The 21,592-nt window shown below is 70.3% G+C and carries 20 protein-coding genes and 1 other RNA gene; 16 read left to right on the top strand and 5 right to left on the bottom strand.

What is annotated here, in order from left to right:
- Positions 1 to 2: 2 nt before the first annotated feature.
- On the top strand, positions 3 to 701 hold the full coding sequence (locus ASG53_RS05810; RefSeq protein WP_056129612.1) for a type 1 glutamine amidotransferase domain-containing protein: 699 nt from the start codon (positions 3 to 5) through the stop codon (positions 699 to 701).
- A gap of 83 nt (positions 702 to 784) precedes the next feature.
- On the opposite strand, the gene ASG53_RS05815 is transcribed toward ASG53_RS05810, so the two are convergent.
- Positions 785 to 1,756 (bottom strand): EamA family transporter, encoded by a 972-nt coding sequence (locus ASG53_RS05815; RefSeq protein ID WP_082543817.1) that lies wholly within the window; start codon positions 1,754 to 1,756, stop codon positions 785 to 787.
- 77 nt (positions 1,757 to 1,833) lie between these two features.
- Between ASG53_RS05815 and ASG53_RS05820 the strand changes: the two genes are divergently transcribed.
- From ASG53_RS05820 to ASG53_RS05830, 3 genes are all read left to right on the top strand, one after another.
- On the top strand, positions 1,834 to 2,328 hold the full coding sequence (locus ASG53_RS05820) for a MarR family winged helix-turn-helix transcriptional regulator (RefSeq protein WP_056129614.1): 495 nt from the start codon (positions 1,834 to 1,836) through the stop codon (positions 2,326 to 2,328).
- A gap of 104 nt (positions 2,329 to 2,432) precedes the next feature.
- Positions 2,433 to 3,071 carry a ClpP family protease gene (locus ASG53_RS05825; RefSeq protein ID WP_056130781.1) on the top strand — a complete coding sequence of 213 codons (639 nt, stop codon included), beginning with the start codon at positions 2,433 to 2,435 and terminating at the stop codon, positions 3,069 to 3,071.
- Positions 3,068 to 3,682, top strand: a complete 615-nt coding sequence (locus tag ASG53_RS05830) for a ClpP family protease (RefSeq protein WP_056129617.1) — start codon at positions 3,068 to 3,070, stop codon at positions 3,680 to 3,682. The genes ASG53_RS05825 and ASG53_RS05830 overlap by 4 nt, the downstream gene beginning before the upstream one ends.
- Before the next feature lie 96 nt (positions 3,683 to 3,778).
- Here the strand turns inward: ASG53_RS05830 and ASG53_RS20575 are convergent, their stop codons facing one another.
- Positions 3,779 to 4,180 (bottom strand): helix-turn-helix domain-containing protein, encoded by a 402-nt coding sequence (locus tag ASG53_RS20575; RefSeq protein ID WP_327286513.1) that lies wholly within the window; start codon positions 4,178 to 4,180, stop codon positions 3,779 to 3,781.
- 243 nt (positions 4,181 to 4,423) lie between these two features.
- On the opposite strand from ASG53_RS20575, the gene prfB reads away from it, so the two are divergent.
- From prfB to ssrA, 6 genes are all read left to right on the top strand, one after another.
- The gene (gene prfB / locus ASG53_RS05840) at positions 4,424 to 5,542 is read left to right on the top strand and encodes a peptide chain release factor 2 (protein WP_056129618.1); all 1,119 of its coding nucleotides are present in this window, start codon (positions 4,424 to 4,426) and stop codon (positions 5,540 to 5,542) included.
- Between the two features lie 202 nt (positions 5,543 to 5,744).
- The gene (ftsE, locus tag ASG53_RS05845) at positions 5,745 to 6,434 is read left to right on the top strand and encodes a cell division ATP-binding protein FtsE (protein WP_056129621.1); all 690 of its coding nucleotides are present in this window, start codon (positions 5,745 to 5,747) and stop codon (positions 6,432 to 6,434) included.
- Positions 6,435 to 6,444: 10 nt separating this feature from the next.
- The gene (gene ftsX / locus ASG53_RS05850) at positions 6,445 to 7,359 is read left to right on the top strand and encodes a permease-like cell division protein FtsX (protein WP_056129625.1); all 915 of its coding nucleotides are present in this window, start codon (positions 6,445 to 6,447) and stop codon (positions 7,357 to 7,359) included.
- A gap of 3 nt (positions 7,360 to 7,362) precedes the next feature.
- A complete protein-coding gene (locus tag ASG53_RS05855) occupies positions 7,363 to 8,733 on the top strand; it encodes a M23 family metallopeptidase (protein WP_056129628.1) in 1,371 nt (456 codons plus the stop codon).
- Between the two features lie 83 nt (positions 8,734 to 8,816).
- Complete coding sequence (smpB, locus tag ASG53_RS05860; RefSeq protein ID WP_218928841.1) at positions 8,817 to 9,347, top strand: SsrA-binding protein SmpB; 531 nt, start codon at positions 8,817 to 8,819, stop codon at positions 9,345 to 9,347.
- Between the two features lie 273 nt (positions 9,348 to 9,620).
- Positions 9,621 to 9,988, top strand: a transfer-messenger RNA (tmRNA) gene (gene ssrA / locus ASG53_RS19425).
- Positions 9,989 to 10,172: 184 nt separating this feature from the next.
- Here ssrA and ASG53_RS05865 read toward each other — a convergent pair.
- Complete coding sequence (locus ASG53_RS05865) at positions 10,173 to 10,535, bottom strand: VOC family protein (RefSeq protein WP_056129632.1); 363 nt, start codon at positions 10,533 to 10,535, stop codon at positions 10,173 to 10,175.
- Between the two features lie 214 nt (positions 10,536 to 10,749).
- Positions 10,750 to 14,388, bottom strand: coding sequence for a S8 family serine peptidase (locus ASG53_RS05870; protein ID WP_056129635.1), 3,639 nt, complete (start codon positions 14,386 to 14,388; stop codon positions 10,750 to 10,752).
- 509 nt (positions 14,389 to 14,897) lie between these two features.
- Here ASG53_RS05870 and ASG53_RS05875 point away from each other — a divergent pair.
- Both ASG53_RS05875 and ASG53_RS05880 read left to right on the top strand, forming a co-directional pair.
- Positions 14,898 to 15,215 carry a DUF3039 domain-containing protein gene (locus tag ASG53_RS05875; RefSeq protein ID WP_056130788.1) on the top strand — a complete coding sequence of 106 codons (318 nt, stop codon included), beginning with the start codon at positions 14,898 to 14,900 and terminating at the stop codon, positions 15,213 to 15,215.
- A 146-nt stretch (positions 15,216 to 15,361) separates the two neighbouring features.
- The gene (locus tag ASG53_RS05880) at positions 15,362 to 17,158 is read left to right on the top strand and encodes a DEAD/DEAH box helicase (protein WP_056130793.1); all 1,797 of its coding nucleotides are present in this window, start codon (positions 15,362 to 15,364) and stop codon (positions 17,156 to 17,158) included.
- A gap of 146 nt (positions 17,159 to 17,304) precedes the next feature.
- Here the strand turns inward: ASG53_RS05880 and ASG53_RS05885 are convergent, their stop codons facing one another.
- Positions 17,305 to 18,627 carry a nicotinate phosphoribosyltransferase gene (locus ASG53_RS05885; RefSeq protein WP_056130795.1) on the bottom strand — a complete coding sequence of 441 codons (1,323 nt, stop codon included), beginning with the start codon at positions 18,625 to 18,627 and terminating at the stop codon, positions 17,305 to 17,307.
- Between the two features lie 73 nt (positions 18,628 to 18,700).
- On the opposite strand from ASG53_RS05885, the gene clpS reads away from it, so the two are divergent.
- The 4 genes from clpS to ASG53_RS05905 are packed head-to-tail and all read left to right on the top strand — an operon-like array spanning position 18,701 to position 21,553.
- Entirely contained in the window at positions 18,701 to 18,994 is a 294-nt protein-coding gene (clpS, locus tag ASG53_RS05890; RefSeq protein ID WP_056129637.1) for an ATP-dependent Clp protease adapter ClpS, read from the top strand.
- Positions 18,995 to 18,996: 2 nt separating this feature from the next.
- Positions 18,997 to 19,929, top strand: coding sequence for a DUF2017 family protein (locus ASG53_RS05895; protein WP_056129644.1), 933 nt, complete (start codon positions 18,997 to 18,999; stop codon positions 19,927 to 19,929).
- Positions 19,930 to 19,946: 17 nt separating this feature from the next.
- A complete protein-coding gene (gene murI / locus ASG53_RS05900; RefSeq protein ID WP_056129646.1) occupies positions 19,947 to 20,753 on the top strand; it encodes a glutamate racemase in 807 nt (268 codons plus the stop codon).
- Positions 20,750 to 21,553: an MBL fold metallo-hydrolase gene (locus ASG53_RS05905; RefSeq protein WP_056129648.1), complete on the top strand. Its 804-nt coding sequence runs from the start codon at positions 20,750 to 20,752 to the stop codon at positions 21,551 to 21,553. The genes murI and ASG53_RS05905 overlap by 4 nt, the downstream gene beginning before the upstream one ends.
- Positions 21,554 to 21,592 lie beyond the last annotated feature (39 nt).

Consider the following 21,592-nt stretch of genomic DNA (forward strand, 5'->3'; position numbering starts at 1 on the left):
TCATGAGCAGCGTCTTGTTCGTCGTCAGTGCCGCGCAGGGATGGACCCTCGCCGACGGCACGGTCCACCCGACAGGTTTCTGGGCCGAAGAGCTCGCCGAGCCGCACCGCCTGTTCACCGAGGCGGGCTGGGACATCACGATCGCGACGCCCGGCGCCGTGAAGCCGACCGTCGACGCCGGGAGCCTCGCGCCCCAGGCGACCGGCGGCGAGGAACGCTCCGCCGAGCTCGAGGCCTACCTCGCCTCGATCGACGACCGGCTCGCGTCGGTCGTCGACCTCGAGTCGGTCAGCGCGACCGACCACGACGTCGTGTTCTACCCCGGCGGCCACGCCCCGATGGAAGACCTCGCTGTCGACACGACCTCCGGAGCCCTCCTCACCACGGCTCTCGACGAGGGCATCCCGCTCGGGGTGCTCTGCCACGCACCGGCCGCTCTGCTCGCCGCGCGCCGCCAGGACGGGTCGTGGCCCTTCGCCGGGTACCGCATGACCTCCTTCACCGACGAGGAGGAGCGGATCGGCGGGCTCGCCGACAAGGCGCGCTGGCTCGTCGAGACCGAGCTCAGGGGTCGCGGCGCTGACTTCGTCGGCGGGGCGCCCTTCGAGCCGAACGTGCAGCAGGACCGCGGCCTGTACACCGGGCAGAACCCGTCGTCCTCGGTGCTGCTGGCCCGGACGCTCATCGAGTCGGTGGCCTGAGAGCTCCGCTCGGCAGAGCCGCTCTGACCACGGCTCTCACCAGCACGTCCCCCGCCTGTCGCAGGCCACGACCGCGTCTCCCCTCACGAGGGGGAGGCGCGGTCTCTGCGTCGGGTGAGGTCGGGCTCCTCCGGCGGCTCTGCGACCTCTGGCGGCTGCGCGACACCCTGCGCCGCTCGGAGGCCCTCCGGCCGCCCCGACGCCTCCGGTCCCTCGGGTGCAGCCTTGCGGGGCCGGAGCTGGGCGAGCACGAGCGAGGCGAGCACGACCCCGCCCCCGAGCAGCTGGAGCGCGGTGAGCCTCTGGTCGAGCACAGCCCAGCCGAGCACCGTCGCGACCACAGGGTTGAGCAGGCCGAGGAAGGTCACGTCGGTCGGTGGCAGCGCTCGCAGCCCGCGGAACCACAGGGCGTACCCGAGGACGGATCCGACGAGCGCGAGATAGGCGTAGCCGGCGACGTTCTCGCTCGTGAGGTGCGACGGCAGCCCCTCGACGACGAGGGCGAGCGGGAGGAGCACGAGACCGCCCGCGGTGAGCTGCCACCCCGTCGTGGCGAGCGACGACGCCGGGGAGACCCACCGCTTGGCGAGGATCACACCGACAGACATCGACACGGCCGCACCCGCCGCGGCGACGACGCCGACCGCGTCGAGGTCGGTCTCGCCGCGCAGCACGAGCAGGCTGACGCCGACCACGCCGAGGACTGCCGCGACGAGGGTCCGGGCGGTGAGCCGCTGGCCCAGCACGACCACCGCGAGCAGGGCGACGATCAGTGGCTGGAGCGCGCCGACCGCCGACGCGACGCCGCCCGGGAGCCTGTACGCGGCGACGAAGAGCAGCGCGAAGAAGCCGCCGATGTTGAGCGAGCCGAGCACGAGCGACCTCCACCACCACGCGCCGTGGGGGAGCTGCCGGGTGACGGCGACGAGCAGCAGACCCGCCGGGAGGGCACGGATCGCGCCGGCGAGGAACGGCCGGTCCGGGGGGAGCAGCTCGGAGGTGACGAGATAGGTGGTGGCCCAGACGGCAGGGGCGACGGAGGTCGCGAGCAGCATGCGATGTCGTTTGCTTAGCACTAAGAGAAAGTATCACAGTGCTAAGGCATCTGGGCTGGCGCTGGTAGGTTGAGCGCGTGCCTGACCACGTCGACCACCTGCTCGCCCAGTGGGCCGTCGAGCGCCCCGACCTCGACGTCTCCGCGATGGGGGTCGTCGGGCGCCTCGCCCGCGTCCAGCGCCTCGTCGAGGCCGAGCTGCGGACGACCTTCGCCGCCCACGACCTCGACGCGTCCTCCTTCGACGTCCTCGCGACGCTGCGACGCAACGCAGCCGCGGGCGGGCTGACCCCCGCCGCCCTCATGCGGTCGGCGATGGTCACGTCAGGAGCGATCACGCAGCGTCTCGACAGGCTCGAAGAGCGCGGGCTGGTGCAGCGCTCACCCTCCGACGCCGACAGACGCAGCGTCCTCGTCCAGCTCACCGAGGCGGGTCGCGCCCTCGTCGACGAGACGCTGCCGGACCATGTCGCGACAGAGGATCGGCTGCTCGCCGGGCTCGACGCCGAGCAGCGCGAGCTGCTCGCCAGCACGCTGCGGACCCTCCTCGAGCACCTCGGCGACGAGGCCTAGCACTCGGCTGCTGCTCACAGCAGATCTGCCTCGAGACGATCCGGCCCCGCAGCCGCGACCGATGAGACACCGTGGGGTGCACACCCACCACCGAGGAGGACCCCGTGCACCTCACCAGCACCCACGACAGCCCACCGTCCGGCGGCGGCGCGCTCGCGGACAGGCTCACCAGCGGCCTGATGTTCCGCCGCGTCGTCGTGATCGGCCAAGAGGTCGACGACGACCTCGCCGCCCGTGTCTGCAGCCAGCTCCTGCTGCTCTCCGCCGAAGACCCCCACGCAGACATCGTCCTGCTCATCGCCTCGCCCGGCGGCTCGGTGTCGGCCGGGCTCGCCATGTACGACGTCATGCGGCTGATCCCGAACGACGTGAGCACCGTCGCGCTCGGCACCGCCGCGAGCATGGGGCAGTTCTTGCTCTCCGCAGGCACCCGTGGCAAGCGCTTCGCCCTGCCGCACGCCCGCATCCTCATGCATCAGGGGTCGGCCGGGCTCCAGGGCACCGCCGTGGACATCGCGATCCAGGCCGAGAACCTCGAGCACACCAAGAAGGTCATGCTCACGCTGATCGCCGAGCACACGGGGCAGCCCTACGACAGGGTCGAGCGAGACTCGGACCGAGACAGGTGGTTCACCGCCCAGGAGGCGCTCGACTACGGCTTCGTCGACGCCGTCGCGACAGACCTCGCGCAGGTGCTCCCAGCCCAGGGCCAGCGTCCCGCCGGCCTGGCAGGTGCCCGATGAGCGGGCAGTACACGATCCCGAGCGTGATCGAGAAGACGACGACGGGGGAGCGGGCGGCCGATGTCTACAGCCGCCTGCTCTCCGACAGGATCGTGTTCCTGGGCACCGAGATCGACGACGGCGTCGCGAACGTGGTCGTCGCCCAGCTCATCCACCTGGAGTCTGCTGCGCCCGACCTGCCCATCGAGCTCTACATCAACTCTCCAGGCGGCTCGGTCAGTGCCATGCTCGCGATCTACGACACCATCCAGTACCTGCGCGCCCCTGTCGGCACGGTGTGCGTCGGGCAGGCGGCGTCGTCGGCCGCGGTGCTGCTCGCCGCGGGCGAACCGGGGCGACGCGGCATCCTGCCCCACGCCCGCGTCCTGCTGCACCCGCCGTCGGTCAGCAGCGGTCGTGGAGCGCTGCCCGACCTGGAGATCCAGGCCAAGGAGATCCAGCGGATCCGCGACGAGGTCGACCACATCCTCGCCGAGCACACGGGACAAGACCTCGCCGTGCTGCGGGCCGACACGTCGAGGGACCGGATCTTCACAGCCGGTCAGGCTGTCGCCTACGGGCTCGTCGACGAGGTCGTAGCGAGCCGAAAGGTCCGCGCGGGCGTGCGGTGACGCGCGTTCGGCGGTTGGCTCTGAGGTGAGAGCCCGCCGACGTCGTCGGGGAGCGCGGCTGACCACCAGGCGGCCGGCTCGACCTCGGACGGGCGGTCAGGCGGCCAGGAGTCGGGCACCGTCGCCCGCGCCCCGCGCGAGCGCACCTGAGACCCGCGAGGTCAGGTCGAGCAGCGTGAGGGACAGCGCGGACCCGACAGCCTCGAGCACCTCAGAGGACGGCTCCTTGCGGCCGCGCTCGATCTCGGAGAGGTACTGGGTCGAGACCCCAGCACGACGGGCGACGTCGGCGAGCGTGCGTGCCTGGGTCGTGCGCTCGCCGCGCAGCTCGTGACCGACGGCCTCGCGCCACAGGAGCGAGGGGCCGTAGGCACGGGGAGCCGCGAGCGAGGTGTGTTCGGCATCGCGGACCGGGGTCGGACGTGCGCCCGCCGCGCCCGGCGTCGTCCGCCCCTGCTCCGTGGCAGGACGGACGGGGAAGTGGATCAGAGTTCCCACGGGGTCTCCTCGTCGTGCGGTTCGGTCCGGCTCTGTGCGTCCTGGTCCGAGCCTAGGGTGCCGGTACGCCGCGACGACTCAGGTGGGCGTCCGCCCGTGGTGAACTGCGCCACGGAGGGACGCATCGAGAGGACCCGGCTCCGTCTCCGCTGACGTCTCCCCGCGCGCCCCCCGGCCCGCCAGCGGGGTGACCGGAACCGTGCGTCCCCCCGCTCCGGCCGGAGTCGCGTAACCTTGACGATCGTGGCTACCACCGACTTCGCATCAGAGATCAGCGCCCTGCGCGGCACCCTCGCGACCATCAGCGCCGTGACCGACCCGGAGGCGCTGAAGATCCGCATCGCCGAGCTCTCGGACCAGGCCTCGGCGCCTGACCTCTGGGACGACACCGAGGCAGCGCAGAAGGTGACGACAGCCCTGTCCCAGGCGCAGACCGAGCTCGACCGCATCGTGAACATGGAGTCGCGCATCGACGACCTCGAGGTGCTCGTCGAGATGGCGACCGAGGGTGAGGGTGCCGACGACGTCGAGACCCTCGAAGAGGCGCAGAAGGACCTCGACGGCATCCGCCGCGACCTCGGCGACCTCGAGGTCCGCACCCTGCTGTCGGGGGAGTGGGACGCCCGCGAGGCCGTCGTGAGCATCCGCGCAGGAGCCGGTGGCGTCGACGCCGCGGACTTCGCCGAGATGCTCATGCGCATGTACCTGCGCTGGGCCGAGCGCCACGGCTACCCGACCGCCGTCCTCGACACCTCCTACGCCGAGGAGGCCGGCCTCAAGTCCGCGACCTTCGAGGTCAAGGCCCCGTACGCCTTCGGCAACCTCTCCGTCGAGGCCGGCACGCACCGCCTCGTGCGCATCTCGCCCTTCGACAACCAGGGCCGCCGCCAGACCTCCTTCGCCGCTGTCGAGGTCATCCCGCTCATCGAGTCGACCGACCACGTCGACATCCCGGACAACGAGATCCGCGTCGACGTGTTCCGCTCGTCCGGCCCGGGCGGGCAGTCGGTCAACACGACAGACTCCGCTGTGCGCCTCACGCACATCCCGACAGGGATCGTCGTGTCGATGCAGAACGAGAAGTCGCAGATCCAGAACCGTGCCGCTGCCATGCGCGTGCTCCAGTCCAGGCTGCTCCTCGAGCGCCAGGCGCAGGAGAAGGCCATGAAGAAGGAGATGGCCGGGGACGTCAAGGCCAGCTGGGGCGACCAGATGCGCTCCTACGTCCTCCAGCCGTACCAGATGGTCAAGGACCTGCGGACCGAGCACGAGGTCGGCAACACCTCGGCGGTCTTCGACGGCGAGATCGACGACTTCATCGAGGCCGGCATCCGCTGGCGCCGGTCGAAGTCCGACAGCTGACCGAGAGCTGATCGGCAGCCGCCCGTCAGCCGAGCGTGATCCGAGGCCCGGGCCGTCGGGCCGTGTCCAGACTGCTCCCAGGCTCGCCGCCGGGCGGCGTGTCGGGCGTGAGGTCCTGTGCAGGGGTGCATACTCTCGAACCGGTCTGCCCGCCGTGCGGGCAGCCGTGCTCGCCCCACCGAACGGAAGCCTGGGCCCAGTTGTGATTCGTTTTGAGAACGTCAGCAAGGTGTACGCGCGTGGTGCGCGGCCTGCGCTCGACGACGTCTCCCTCGAGGTGGAGCGCGGAGAGTTCGTGTTCCTCGTCGGTGCGTCCGGCTCGGGGAAGTCGACCTTCCTGCGCCTCGTGCTGCGCGAAGAGCGCGCGACCTCGGGCGAGGTCTTCGTCGCCGGCCGCAACATGCAGACCCTCTCCAACTGGAAGGTCCCGACGCTGCGCCGCCAGATCGGTGCGGTGTTCCAGGACTTCCGCCTGCTGCCCAACAAGACGGTCTTCGAGAATGTCGCCTTCGCGCTCCAGGTGATCGGCAAGCCGCGGCACCACATCATGACCACGGTCCCCGAGACCCTCGACATGGTCGGGCTCGCGGGCAAGGAGAAGCGCCGTCCGCACGAGCTCTCCGGTGGTGAGCAGCAGCGCGTGGCGATCGCCCGCGCCTTCGTGAACCGGCCCTCGATCCTGCTCTGCGACGAGCCGACAGGAAACCTCGACCCGACCACGTCGCTGGGCATCATGCGCCTGCTCGACAGGATCAACCGCACGGGCACGACCGTGGTCATGGCCACGCACGACGACGAGATCGTCGACCAGATGCGCAAGCGCGTCATCGAACTGTCCACGGGTGAGCTGGTCCGCGACCAGTCCCGTGGCGTCTACGGCTCTGCCCGCTGAGGGGATATCGGTGCGTTTCCAGTTCATTCTTTCCGAGATCGGGATCGGTCTCCGGCGCAACCTGTCGATGACCATCTCGGTCGTCCTCGTGACCTTCGTGTCCCTGACCTTCGTGGGTGCCGCCGTCCTGCTGCAGTCGCAGATCGGCAAGTTCAAGGGCGAGTGGTACGACAAGGTCGAGATCAGCGTCTTCCTCTGCCCGCCCGGCTCGAGCCAGCCGACCTGTGCGGGCGGTGAGGCCACCAACGAGCAGATCGACTCGGTCCGCGCGGTCCTCGACCAGCCCGACGTCGCTGCTGAGATCGACAGCGTGACCTTCGAGAGCAAGGCCGAGGCCTGGGTGACGTTCTCGGAGCAGTTCGACGACCGCTGGTGGTTCAACACCGTGAGCGAGGACGACATGAACGCGTCGTTCCGCATCAAGCTCGTCGACCCCGAGCAGTACCAGGTGATCAACGACGTCCTCACCGGCAGACCCGGTGTCGAGACCGTTAGCGACCAGCGGAGCATCTTCGAGCCGCTGTTCCTCGTGCTCAACCGGGCGACGCTGCTCTCCGCGGGACTGGCTGGTGTCATGCTGCTCGCCGCGGTCCTGCTCATCACGACGACCATCCGGCTCTCCGCGCTCAGCCGCAAGCGCGAGACGGGCATCATGCGCCTGGTCGGGGCGTCCAACTTCTTCATCCAGCTGCCCTTCATGCTCGAGGGGGCGATCGCCGCGACGGTCGGTGCCCTCATGGCCGTCGGCGGGCTCTGGCTCGGCGTCAAGTATCTGGTCGAGGACTGGCTCGGCCAGTCCATGCAGTGGATCCCGTACGTCACGACCAGCGACGTGTGGGTGATCGCGCCGCTGCTCATCGGTGTCGCGTTCCTGCTGGCTGCCATCTCGTCGATCGTCACCCTGAGCCGCTACACGAAGGTCTGACACATGACTCGCCTGAGGTCTCTCTCCGCCGCACTGCTCTCGGTCGCCCTGCTGGTCGGCCTGAGCGTGATGCCCGCCTCCGCCGACGACCTGGACGACCGCCTCGCGGACGCACAGGCGAAGAAGGACGCTGCGAGCTCGGCGCTCACCGCCGTGAGCGACGACCTCGCCGAGACCGACGAGGCCCTCGCCCAGGCGTACATCGACCTGCAGACGATCGAGGCCGAGCTCCCGGTCGCGCAGGCGACCCTCGACAAGGCGAACGCTGCGTACGAGACCGCGCAGCGCGAGGCCGACAGCCTCGCGCAGCGGCTCACCGACGCCGAGGCCGAAGAGACCACGCTCGTCGACACCATCGCCGAGAACGAGACCGCGTCGACCGACGCGCACAACGCCGTCGCAGAGATGGCCCGGCAGGCCGCTCGCGGCGACCTGGGGATCTCGAGCCTCGAGTTCGTGGTGGGTGCCAAGACGACCGACGAGTTCGTCACGCAGTACAACATGTCGACCACGGCGCTGCGGACGCAGAACTCCTCGCTCGAGGACCTCCGCCAGACGCAGGCTGTCACGAGCAACACCCAGGTGCGTCTCGACGCCGTCAAGGACGCGATCAGCACCCTCAAGACCGACGCCGACGCCAAGCTCGTCGAGGCCGACGCGGCGAAGACCAGCGCTGCTGACGCGAAGACCGAGGTCGAGCGGCTCATCACCGAGCAGGCGTCCAAGAAGACGACCATCGAAGAACGCAAGAAGACCGAAGAGGCCCGGCAGGCCGAGCTCACCACGCAGAGCGACGACCTCACGTCGGAGATCCAGGACATCATCGGCCTCCAGGAGGCCGAGCGTGCCCGCATCGCCGCCGAGCAGGAGGCGCAGCGCAAGGCCGCCGAGGCCGCGCGCCCCGCGCCCTCGACCGGAGGCGCCGCACCCGCACCCGCGCCGGCTCCTGCGCCGGCCCCGGCGCCGCCGTCAGGTGGCTCGCTCTCGTACCCGACCGCTGTCCCGCACATCACGTCGAGCTACGGCTGGCGCCTGCACCCCGTGCTCGGCTACTACAGGCTCCACGCAGGCACCGACTTCCGCGCCTACTGCGGTACGCCGATCTACGCGGCGGCGAGCGGCACGGTCCAGTGGGCCACCTGGAAGAACGGCTTCGGCAACCAGGTTCTCCTCGACAACGGCAGCCGGAACGGCGCCAGCCTCATGACGAGCTACAACCACCTGACGAGCTTTGCCGTCTCGGGCGGCCAGAGCGTCTCGACCGGAGACCTCGTCGGGTACTCGGGCAACACGGGTCTGGGGACCGCCTGCCACCTGCACTTCGAGGTGTACGTCAACGGCGGGACCGTCGACCCCATGACGATGCTGGGCTGAGAGCAAAACAGCTCGTCCCCCCTGCCCGGGTGATCTACCCTGGTGAGGCCCGTCGACCACGGGTCGGACGAGCAGGAGGTGTCATGGCCAAGGCGAAGATGTACCAGATCCCCGACGGATCGAAGCAGGGCAAGAAGGCCCCAGCCTCCTCGGGACCTGTCCGCTCGCTCATCGCGAGCAACAAGAAGGCGCGCCACGACTTCGCCATCGAAGACGTCTTCGAGGCCGGCATGGTCCTGTCCGGCACCGAGGTCAAGGCGCTGCGTGCAGGCCGTGCGTCGCTCGTCGACGGCTACGTGAACATCGAGGGCAACGAGGCGTGGCTCGAGGGAGCGCACATCTCGGAGTACGCCCACGGGACGTGGACGAACCACGCGCCTCGTCGCAAGCGCAAGCTGCTGCTGCACCGCTCGGAGATCGAACGCCTCGCGCAAGGCACGCGGGAGAAGGGCTTCACGATCGTCCCGCTCCAGATGTACTTCCTCGACGGGCGGGCCAAGGTCGAGATCGCGCTCGCGCGAGGCAAGAAGGAGTTCGACAAGCGTCAGACGCTGCGCGAGCAGCAGGACAACCGCGAGGCGCACCGCGCGATCCGTCAGCGCGAGCTGCGCTGAGAGGTCTCGGTCGCTGTCGGCGACTCGTCAGCCGTGGACACCGCTCCCACCCTGGGCGGTGAAGAGCCCCGGGGCCTGTCGCGGGGCCCGCGGAGCGCCAGTGGGCGGGGCGCGGTCTACCGAGCGGTGTCCGGGTCGCCCCAGTGTCCGCATCGCGCCGGTGTTCGCCCCAGGCGCACGATAATCCCGTGCGCCCGGGCCTCCTGGTCGCGTAGACTGGAGTCATCGCTGCGCGGGGTACTCGACCGGGCACGGTGCTTGAAAACTGCACACGGGGGTGATCGGTTTCGACGGTGGTCGTGTTTCGAGGAGAAGCGGGCCGAGGATGCAGACTTATCTCGTAAACGATGTCTGCAAAACAATAGGTGCCGATTCCAAGCGCACCGACTTCGCACTCGCCGCCTGAGCGAGTCCTGAAGTCCGTAAGCCCGGGGTAGCTTCCGCTCCGGTTCCTTGCGTCATCTAGGGAGCCACTGCTTGTAACGTTCGTCGTTGACGTTGCAGGGACTCTAAGACGACTGGGCCTGTCAGCTACGTGTCTGCGCGAGTGCTGAGGCCGAGAAAATCCACAGCAGACTGCGCCCGGAGAAGTCCTGGATTTGCGTCACCGGACCGGGGTTCGATTCCCCGCACCTCCACCACACCCCAGGTCTGCGCGAGCAGACCGTGCAGCACGCAGAAGAGGCGGCCACCCGACAGGGTGGCCGCCTCTTCTGCGTGACGGAGCGAGGAACGAGGGCTGTGCGACGGACGTCGCCCGAGGCGGCTGCGTCCAGTCACACCCTCCCGGACGCTGGCCGCGTCCGGACACTGGCCGTGCGAGGTTCAGCCCCAGCAGAGGCAGAACGGGTGCCCGGCCGGGTCCGCGTACACCTGGAAGCCCTCGGCGGCCGAGGTGTTGTCGGCGGCCTTGAGCAGCGTGGCACCGAGCGCGAGGGCCTCGGTGTGCGCTGCTGCGATGTCCGGGACGTAGAGGTCGAGGTGGATCTGCTGCGGTGTGCCACCTGGCCACTCGGGGCGACGGTGGTCCGGGGCGAGCTGGAACCCCATCTGCGAGGAGCCGTCGACGACCAGGCTGTGCCAGTCGTCCTCCTTCTCGACAGTGCCACCGAGCAGAGCCGCCCAGAAGGTGCTCTCGCTCTCGAGGTCGTCGGTGTCGAAGACGGTGATGCGCCGTGTGATGTCCATCTCACGATCATGGCACCGGGCTCTGACACCCACCACCGCGCCCGCGGAGGCGGGCAGAGCCTGACGCGTGTCCTCGCCCCCACCGTCGTCGCCCGCCTGTTCCCCACCTCGCGAGGGCCCCTCGTCCCGGACAGCGCAGCACCCCGCCGGTCGACGACCGACGGGGTGCTGCGCTGCAGTGCTGTGGTGCCGCTGGCTGCGGCGGTGGGCAGGGTCAGGACCCCGCGTCACCTCCGGTCCGGCGGCGACGGACGGCCAGAGTCGTGCCGCCGGCGACCACGAGCAGACCGGCCACGACCAGGGCCGTCGTGATGCCGTCAGCACCGGTGTTGCTCAGCCGCCCTGGTCCGCCCGCAGATGTCGGCTCGGTCCGGGTCGGGTCCGTCGGGATCGCCGTCGGCTCGCCCGTCGGACCCGGAGGGTCGGTCGGGGCCGGAGGCTCGGTGACCGGCGGGTCCGTGGGCTCCGGGGCGACGGGGACGTCCGCGAGGATGTCCACGATGTCGGCCCGGGCGCCGTCGCCGTTGTTGAGGTGGAGCATGAGGATCCGCGGTGCGCCGGCGACGGGCTCGAGGGCTGCCGGGACAGCGCCTGCAGGTGCCGGTGCCGGGGTGAGGTTCACCGGGATGAAGCCCTCGGCGTCCTCGTAGAAGATCTCCTCGGCGCCGTTCGCCCCGAACCAGACGGCCGGTGCGAAGACGTCGAAGGTCGCCGTGCCGGTCGAGTCGACGAGCGAGCTCGTGGGGTCTTCAGCCGAGCGAGGTGCGTACTCGGAGTAGGTCTCCACGTGATAGCTGATCGTCGTGCCAGCCGAGTCGGCGGTGTACCCCAGGTCGGCGAGCGGGACCGACATCGTCAGGACGTTGCTGTCGAACTGGTTCGTGTCGACGTCACCCTCGGCGAGGTTGATCGGCAGGACGCTGACCACGGCATCTGCGGCGACGTCGACCGTCACGGCGACCATGAGGTCGATCGTGTCGTCGTAGATCGTGGCGTAGGTGTAGTAGTCCTCGGTCCCGTCGTTGTCGGTGTCGATCGAGACGACGGGGTAGCTGCGGGACTGCATGCGGCCCCAGTCGCCGTCCATCGCGATACCGAAGGTGAGGACGCCTGCGGACGGGTCGTCCAGCTGCGGCGCTGTGCTCGAGGCACCGACCGCGACCACGTCGAGGGACGAGAGGGTCTTGGAGGCCGAGTCGGCCGGGAACTCCTCGACAGCGTCTTCGACGCCGAGCTGGAGAGGCACGCCTGTCGAGGCGTACGCCTCGGAGCCCTCGCCCTGTGCCAGGCCAGGCCCGGCGAGCGTGAGCTGGCCCGTGGTCGCTGCGGGGTCCGTGAGGACCACCGGGGCGGCGTGGACGTCGCTCACAGGCTTCGGTGCGGAGAAGACCGCCACCCGCAGCGTCCCGCGCGCGTCGTCGGTCGGGACGAGCTCGAGCACTCCCGAGGCGTCGGAGACGAACTGGCGGGCGAGGCCGCCCTGGACGGCTTCCATCGTCGGGTCGAGCGTCCTGCGCAGGGCGCTCGGGTCGGTGATGGTCAGCGTGACGGTGGCTGTCGCCGTTCCGCCCGCCGGGACGGAGACCGTCGCAGGGGAGACCGAGTACTCGACGCCGGGGACCGTGGTGCGTGCCTCGTACGTGGGCGTGTAGGTCGCGGTGTCAGGGCCGTCGTTGGTGAGCGTGATGGTGCGGGTCTCGGTGTACCCGGCGGCGGGGACCTCGACGATCCCGAAGGAGGCCGTGACGAGGCCGCCGACGTCGTCGGTCGCCGCGGTGACCTGGTTGGTGACGGCGGCGAGGGCGTCGATCCGTCCTGTGCCAGCACGGGCCGGGGCGTAGGCCGTCGGGTCGTCACCGCTCACGACGATGTCGTGCGTCGCGGTGTTGATGATCTGCGCCTTGACCCTGTCCGCGGACCAGTCAGGGTGCGACTCGTAGACGAGCGCGGCGACGCCGGCCGTGAGCGGGGTGGCCATCGAGGTGCCGCTCTTGACGGAGCGGTCGTTACCCGAGCCCGAGGCCGCCGAGATGATCCCGACACCGGGTGCCGAGACGTCGGGCTTGACGATGTCGTTGTACGAGCCGTGCTCGCCGCGCGAGCTGAAGCTGGCGATCGTGTCGGTCTTGGTCGGGTCGTAGAAGTCGAAGACGCCGAGCTGGTCCGAGGAGAGCTCGAGGGTCAGCGTGCCGGCGGCCGCGAGCGGTCGGAGCACGGCCGAGGCGTCGGCCGTGACCTGCGCACCCGGGATGGTGGCGTTGCCGGCGATCCCGGACTCGAAGCTGTTGACCGTCGAGGTGAGGAGCACACCGGTCGCACCAGCGGTGGCGGCATTGTTGAATCGGGCTGCCGAGCCGCAGGGGAGGGCGACGTCGTCGTTCCACTCCACCAGGACGATCTTGCCCGCCACGGCTGCTGCGTCGGTCGCCGAGTAAGGCAGGCACCCTTCGAGGTTGGCCGGGTCGGTCAGCGGGACGACCGGCGCCTCCAGGGTGAAGGGGCCGACGAAGTTCTGCGAGTACTGGGCGCCGTAGGCCTGCTCGGTCGTCGCGTCGGTGACCGAGTCCTGGAGCCCACGCCCCGAGGCCGAGGCGGCCACGGCGAGCGTCCGCGCGGTGTTGCTGGGGGTCCCGGCGATGTCCGTGACGTCTCCGGCGTTGCCCGAGGCGACGACGGGCAGGACGCCCTGGTCCATGAGGGCCGCGAGCATCGCGTTCTCGGGGTCGTCAGCGGCCCCGAAGTCGCTGCCGAGAGAGAGGTTGACGACGTCGATCTGCTGGCCGTCGGCGATCGCCGCGCCCACCCAGTCGATCGCCGCACCGGTGAGGTCGGTGCTGCCGCCGGCGTCGCCGAAGACCTTGAGGGAGTAGAGGCCGGCGTCAGGCGCAGAGCCCGGGCCGATCTCGAAGTCTGTCGACTCGTCGACCGCGGCGTAGGCGTCCGGGAGGCGGGTTCCGTCCGGCGCCTCGCCGAAGGTGAGGCCGTCGGCGCCGACGCCGTAGCCACCGGCTGTGCCAGCCACGTGCGTGCCGTGGCTGCCACCGAGACCGTCGATCGGGTTCTCGTCGGGGGCGGGGACGGGCTGGTAGGTGGCCGGGTCGGTCGGGTCCGCGTTGTAGGTCGGACCCGCGAAGTCGGCGCCGCCGAGATACTTGGTCGCGTCGTACCACGCCGGGTCCGGTGCCGCTGTCGAGGCGAGGGCCGTCGCGTACGCGTCCGTGGTCCCCGGTCCGCCGAAGGCCGCGTGCGTGTAGTCGATCCCGGTGTCGACGACGGCGATGTTGACACCTGCGCCTGTCGTCCCGCCACCGCTCCACGCCTCGAAGGCGCTCACGAGAGCGTCGGAGTTCACGTTGGTCGGGTCGGACACCGTCGGCAGGTCCACGGTCTGCGAGCGGATCGCCGAGATCTTGACGACGTCGTCCATGGCAGCGATCGTGTCGATGCCCGAGGCGTCGAGGTTGAGCGCGACACCCGGCACCGTGTACCGGGTGACGTAGAGGACCTCGGAGTCGGCGTCGACCGCCGTGGCCTGCGCCTCGACCGTGGCGGCGGTCGCGTCGATCTCGTCGACACGCTGCTGGACCGAGCCCGCCGAGCGTGAGGTGCTCTGCACCTCGAGGGCTCCGGCGCCGGACGTCTGGACGAACACGGAGACGCGTCCGTCGCGCCCCGAGAGCGACGGAGAGACGACTGCCGGGTCGAGGCCGGAGGTGTCGTCCGCCCCTCTCCCGGTGAGGGGGGTGGTGGGGTCTGCGCTGGCGGCCGGGGCGACGAGCCCCGCCGCGAGGGCCAGCCCGACGGCAGCTGCGCCGAGGCTTCTGGCACCCGACGTGTGTCGGTGAACGGTCACGAATTCTCCTTGGAGGTGGGAGCTCTGTCGTCGACGACGACTGTGGCGCGCGCAGCCTCGTGGGCCGTCCGTCGGGTGACGGGCAGCAGGAGGCCGGGTGAACCGGGGGGTGAACTCGAGCGACGTTACCAACGGGTAGCAGCCGGATGTAAGAGTCTTGTGCAGAAGTTACGAGGCGTTAACACGGCGATGTCTGCCCAGGTCAGGGCATGTTTTTGAGAGAGATCCCGCTGGTCTTGGTGATGGGGAGTTCTCCCCATTCCATGAATCGGGGCTCCGAGCGGTCTGGTCCTCGTGACCATTCGTCCCACGTCTGTTCAGATTCTTGTGCTAACGGTCCGGGGTCGATCAGTAGGGAGAGAAGCGCTGGTCAGAGGTCGACGTGGGCCGGCCGTGACGCACGACGCGCTGAGGACGCTCGTCGGCTGTCAGGGCTCCCACGTAGACTCGCCCCCATGAGCGAGCAGCCGTCGACGAGCACAGGTCCTGAGCGGATCCAGCCGGTCCAGATGTCCCAGGACCCCTTCAACGCGCCCACGGCCCCCGGCGGGCCCGGAGGCGGGACGTCGACGAGCGTCCTCGAGCACACCGAGACGCGCGAGGAGGTCGAGCCCGGCGACCACGAGCGCTTCGCGCACTACGTGCGCAAGGAGAAGATCCTCGACTCCGCGCTCAGCGGGAAGTCCGTCATCGCGCTCTGCGGCAAGGTGTGGATCCCCGGTCGCGACCCGAAGAAGTTCCCGGTGTGCCCCATCTGCAAGGAGATCTACGAGGGTCTGCGCGACCCGCAGGACGGCGACTCGGGCTCGGGTGACTCCGGCAAGTGAGTGCTGCGTCCTCCGAGCACACGAGCGAACCCTTCGACCTCAGCGCACTGAGCGCACCTGAGCCTGAGCCTGCCACGGGTGGCGAGGCGCAGGACCACGACAGCGGTCACGCCCACACCAGCCTTCCGGCCGGTGCACCGCTCCCGCTGCCGGCGACCCCGGTCCCGCAGGCTGCGTCGTCGGCAGCAGCCTCGCACCTGTCGCCGAGCTTCCCGCGCCGCGCCCCCTGGGGCACGGCGTCCAAGCTGCGTGCCTGGCAGGCCGAGGCTCTCGAGACCTACCGTGCCCGCAGCCCGCGCGACTTCTTGGCTGTCGCGACCCCGGGCGCAGGCAAGACGACCTTCGCGCTGCGCATCGCGACCGAGCTGCTCGAGCAGGGCACGGTCCGGCGCATCACCGTGGTCGCCCCGACCGAGCACCTCAAGCACCAGTGGGCCGACGCGGCCGCCCGCGTGGGTGTCCGTCTGGACCCCAACTTCAAGAACAGCCAGGGACGTCACGGCGCGCAGTACGACGGCGTCGCGCTCACCTATGCCCAGGTGGCGGCCAACCCCGCGCTGCACATGGCGCGCACCGAGGCGGCTCGCACTCTCGTGATCCTCGACGAGGTCCACCACGGCGGCGACGCGCTCTCGTGGGGGGAGGCCATCCGGGAGGCCTTCGAGGGCGCCACCCGCCGTCTCGCCCTCACCGGGACGCCCTTCCGCTCGGACACCGCGCCCATCCCCTTCGTGGTCTACGACCGCGGTATGGACGGCATCCGCCGATCCTCGGCCGACTACACCTACGGCTACGGCGACGCGCTGCGCGACGGTGTCGTGCGCCCGGTCATCTTCCTCACCTACTCCGGACAGATGCGTTGGCGGACCAAGGCCGGGGACGAGGTCAGCGCACGTCTCGGCGAGGCGATGACCAAGGACATGACGGCCCAGGCCTGGCGCAGCGCCCTCGACCCGAACGGCGAGTGGGTGCCGTCGGTGCTCGCTGCCGCCGACAAGCGGCTCAGCGAGGTCCGTCGGGCCGTCCCCGATGCCGGTGGTCTGGTCATCGCGACAGACCAGACGGACGCACGGGCGTACGCCGGGCACCTCGCGCGGATCACCGGTCAGTCTCCAGTCGTCGTGCTCTCCGACGACGACGGCGCCAGCAAGCGCATCGACGAGTTCTCCGACGGGGACGACCGCTGGATGGTCGCCGTCCGCATGGTCTCCGAGGGTGTCGACGTGCCGCGCCTCGCCGTCGGTGTCTATGCCACGTCCACGTCGACGCCGCTGTTCTTCGCCCAGGCCGTCGGTCGTTTTGTGCGAGCCCGGCGCCGCGGTGAGACGGCGTCGGTGTTCTTGCCGAGCGTCGGCCCGCTGCTCGACCTCGCGAACACCCTCGAGCTCGAGCGTGACCACGCTCTCGACAGGCCCCTCACGTCTGAGGAGCAGGGCGACATGTACAACCCGGAGGACGCCCTCATGGCGGCCGCCAACCGGGAGGAGAAGGCCTCCGACGGTCTCGCGGACCAGGGGTCCTTCGAGATGCTCGAGTCGCAGGCCTCCTTCGACAGGGTGCTCTTCGACGGCGGCGAGTTCGGCACCGGGGGAGACGTCGGCTCCGACGAGGAGCTCGACTTCCTCGGGCTGCCCGGTCTGCTCGACGCCGACCAGGTGACCACGCTGCTCAAGCAGCGTCAGGCGAGCCAGCTGAGCGGCAAGGGCAAGGCGGCGCAGCAGGCCGCCGAGCGCAGCGAGCTCGAGCACCGTCGTGCCGCAGACCTGCGCAAAGAGCTCTCCCAGCTGGTGTCCGCCTGGGCCCGGCGCTCGGGCCAGCCGCACGGCTCGGTCCACAACGAGCTCCGGCGTCGCAGCGGTGGGCCCGAGGTGCCGCTCGCCTCGATCGACCAGCTGACCCAGCGGGTCGAGGTCGTGCGGGGCTGGTTCGTCGGGAAGAAATAGCCGGGCGGCCGGCCCGCTGAAGGCGTGGGTGGCCGGGCGGCCGGCCTGCTGGAGGCGGGGCAGGCCGCGCAGCGCTGCTCGCCACGGGCGTCGAGGCGCGAGACGTGCGAGGCGCGGGCCGCCTGGGTGCGTCCCTGGCGCTCGTCTCAGTCGAGCACGAGCGAGGTCGTCGGAACGGCGACCTCGCCCGTCGACAGCCTGCGGGCTCCGCGCGGCAGCTCGTCGCGCGAGGCCTCGTGCCTCGCCGCAGCGGTGACGACGCCCTCGGCGCCGGTCCACCCCGGCAGGACCTCGCCAGCCGTCACGAGGTCGACGAGCAGCGGGCGCATCGTCTCGCTCGTCGGTGCCCACGCGGCGACGGCCTCGTCCCGGCCTGTGACGACCACCTCGGCGATCGCCCGTCCGTCCTCGTCGAGCTGACGCGCGGCAGTCTTGCGGCCACCCACGCTCGTCTTCGACGTCGAGGCCTTGGCGACGGGGGCGAGGGTCCCTGAGGAGTCTTCGCGGGCGACCAGCTTGTAGACCATGCCGCAGGTCGGTGCGCCGGAGCCGACGACCAGCTTGGTCCCGACCCCGTAGGAGTCGACGGGGACCGCGGCGAGCGAGGCGATCGCGTACTCGTCGAGGTCCGAGGTCACGGTGATCGACGTGCCCGTGGCGCCCAGGCCGTCGAGCTGCTTGCGCACCTCGACGGCCTGCACACCGAGGTCGCCCGAGTCGAGACGCACGCCGCCGAGCCCGGTGCCCGCGACCTTGACGGCGAGCTCGACGCCGCGGGTCACGTCGTAGGTGTCGACGAGCAGCGTGGTCCCGGTGCCCGACGACGCGATCTGCGCCCGGAAGGCCTCTTCTTCGTCGTCGTGCAGCAGGGTGAAGGCGTGCGCCGCCGTGCCGATGGTCTTCACGCCGTAGCGGCGGCCCGCCTCGAGGTTCGACGTCCCGGCGAAGCCAGCGACGACTGCTGCACGGGCTGCTGCGACTGCGGCCTCTTCGTGCGCGCGGCGCGAGCCCATCTCGAGGCACGGACGACCGACGGCCGCGCTCGTCATGCGCGAGGCTGCCGACGCGACGGCCGAGTCGTAGTTGAGGATCGACAAGATGACGGTCTCGAGCAGGACAGCCTCGGCGAAGCTGCCCTCGACGACCATCACCGGGCTCGACGGGAAGAACACCTCGCCCTCGGCGTAACCGCGCACGTCTCCGGTGAACCTGTACGTCGAGAGGAAGTCGAGGGTGCGGGCATCGACGACAGACTCTCGCTCGAGCCACGCGAGCTCGTCCTCGTCGAAGCGGAACTTCTCGATCGCGTCGAGCACGCGTCCTGTGCCGGCCAGCACTCCGTAGCGGCGCCAGGACGGCAGGCGCCGGGTGAAGACCTCGAAGACGCAGCGACGGTCGGCGGTCCCGTCGGCGAGCGCCCCCTGCAGCATCGTGAGCTCGTATCGGTCGGTGAGCAGCGCGGTTCCCATGGCACAACCGTAGGTCACCTGGGCGGACGCGCACCTGAGCACGAGCTTCAGGACCTGCACCTAGAGTTGACCCGTGAACGTCAAGACCATCCCCGGCCAGGAAGTGCGCCAGGACACAGGTGCCTCGGTCGGTGAGCCCTGGGTCACCCTGGTCTGGAACGACCCGGTGACCACCATGAACTACGTCGTCTACGTCTTCGAGAGCTATTTCGGCTTCTCCGAGCGCAAGGCGCACCGTCTGATGATGCAGGTGCACTCGGAGGGCAAGGCCGTCGTGTCGACGGGCGGGCGGGAGAAGGTCGAGATGGACGTCCAGGCCATGCACTCCTTCGGCCTCTGGGCCACCATGCAGCGGAGCGGGGAGTAGTCGTGCGGCCTTTTGAGATCTCGGACGAGGGAACGGCGTACGTCGCCGCGCTGTCGACCCCGGAACGCCTCGTGCTGGCCCAGGTGACCGGCGACGTGGTCGAGCTCCTCGGCGGTGAGGACACCGACGTGGACCTCGACGAGGCCGACGGCGAGGCCGACGTCGACCGTGTCGACCGTGAGGACACCGAGGACGGCGTGGAGATCGGTGCCACCCCGCTGGACCAGGGGGCCCCGCCCACCGAGAGCCACACCGCCCCTCTCGACGGCGCCAAGCCTCTCGACGGCGCCGTGCCTCATGACGCGCCGGACGACGCGGGTGCCTCGGCTCGCACCCCGGCGACAGCCGGAGACAGCCTCGGACCCGGCGCCCAGGACGCCGACCCCGACGACCACCTCCGCCAGATCCTCGACGGCATCGATGCCGACGTCGTCGTCGCCCCAGCGGACCCTGCGGTGCGCAGGCTGCTGCCCGACGCCTCGGACGACCCCGAGGTCGCGCACGAGTTCCGCCGCCTGACCGACGACGACCTGCGTCAGCGCAAGGTCGACCGGCTGCTGCTCTTCGCGGACCTGCTGCTCGAGGCCTCACCGTCGGCTGACGAGGACGAGCAGCTGCCCCTTGTCGTCGGTCGGGAGGAGGGTGCCGAGATCGCCGGTGCGCTCGGCGACGTCCGCCAGGTGATCGGCTCGAGGCTTGGGCTGCAGACCGACGCCGACACCGACGCGCTGTACAGGTCCGTCTCGGCGACCTGGGAAGAGGACGAGGGTGACGGGCCCGAGACCGGGCAGGAGTCTGCGCGAGGCCACGCGGGTGAGGCGCTCAGCGGCCCCGAGCTGTTCCTCGGGTCGGTGTTCTTGCTGACCGGCTACCTGCAGGAGTCCTTGACCGACTGCCTGCTCGAGCACCACCGCCGGGCAGGCCGGGCGTCCTGACGGACTATCCTCGAGGGGTGAACAACGCCCCGATCGGGATCTTCGACTCCGGTGTGGGGGGCTTGACGGTCGCCCGCTCCATCCTGGACCAGCTGCCCCACGAGTCCATCCACTACATCGGCGACACCCGGAACTCGCCCTACGGGCCCAAGCCGCTCGCGACGGTCCGGGCGCTCGCCCTCGACGTCATGGACAGCCTCGTCGACGAGGGCGTGAAGATGCTGGTCATCGCGTGCAACTCGGCCTCGGCCGCGGTCTTGCGGGACGCGCGCGAGCGCTACACGGTGCGGCACGGCATCCCGGTGGTCGAGGTGATCCTGCCCGCGGCGCGACGCGCGGTCGCAGCGACCCGCACGGGTCGGGTCGGGGTGATCGGGACGCGCGCGACGATCGAGTCGCGCGCCTACGAAGACGCGCTCGCCGTCGCGACAGGGATCACAGTCACCCCGCAGGCCTGCCCCGACTTCGTGTCCCTCGTCGAGTCCGGGGTGACCTCGGGCCCGGCGGTCCTCGAGGTGTCGCACCGGTACCTCGACCCGGTCCGCGAGGCCGGGGTCGACACCCTGATCCTGGGGTGCACGCACTACCCGCTGCTCACCGGCGCGATCTCCTACGTCATGGGCGACGACGTGACGTTGGTCTCAAGTGCCGAGGAGACGGCCAAGGACGTCTACCGCACGCTGGTCGCCCACGACCTCGCCAGGGACGAGAACGCGGGGCCACCGACCCACAGGTTCCAGTCGACGGGGGACACCACGTCGTTCTCGGTCCTCGCCCGACGATTCCTCGGTCCTGAGGTAGTCATGGTGGAATCGGTCGCATGAAGCTGACGATCCTCGGGATGGCAGGTTCCTTCCCGTCGCCGGAGTCCCCGGCGTCCTCGTACCTGGTGCAGACCACGGACGCGGACGGCCGCACGTGGTCCTTGCTCATGGACCTGGGCAGCGGTGCTCTCGGTGCCCTCCAGCGTGAGGTCAACCCCTTCGAGGTGGACGCTGTCGCGATCTCGCACCTCCACCCCGACCACTTCGCAGATCTCTGCGGCTTCTACGTGTATCTCAAGTACCACCCGGTGTGCGGGTCGGAGCGGGGGACCGGGCGTCCTGCGACCCCTGTCTACGCGCCGGCTGTGGCCGAGCAGCGGCTCGCCGAGGCCTACGGTCTCGAGGCGCACGAGTCCATGAGCGGTCAGCTGGACTTCCGCGCCTGGGAGCCGGGCACCACGACGACCGTCGGTCCCTTCGAGATCGAGCCCGTCGCGGTCGACCACCCGATCCCGGCCTACGGGGTCCGGGTGACCGGGCCGAGCTCGACTCGCCCCGGTGAGCGCGCCACCCTCGCCTACACGGGAGACACCGACTCGTGCGACGGTCTCGTCGAGCTGGCGCGGTCGGTCGACCTGCTGCTCGCCGAGGCGGCCTTCGTCGAGGGACGCGACAGCGTCCGCGGCGTCCACCTCACCGGGCTCCGGGCTGGTGAGGCCGCCACGCAGGCCGGCGCTGCGCGTCTCCTGCTCACCCACATCCCGTCGTGGAACGACCCCGAGGTCACGGTCGCCGAGGCGAGGTCCAGCTTCAGCGGACCCGTCGAGGTCGTCGCACCCGGGGCGAGCTACCTGGTCTGAGCGCCTGGGCGCGCAGGAGCCCCGTCGACCTGCACACCA

The organism is Sanguibacter sp. Leaf3, from assembly GCF_001425965.1.
Lineage (GTDB): Bacteria > Actinomycetota > Actinomycetes > Actinomycetales > Cellulomonadaceae > Sanguibacter > Sanguibacter inulinus.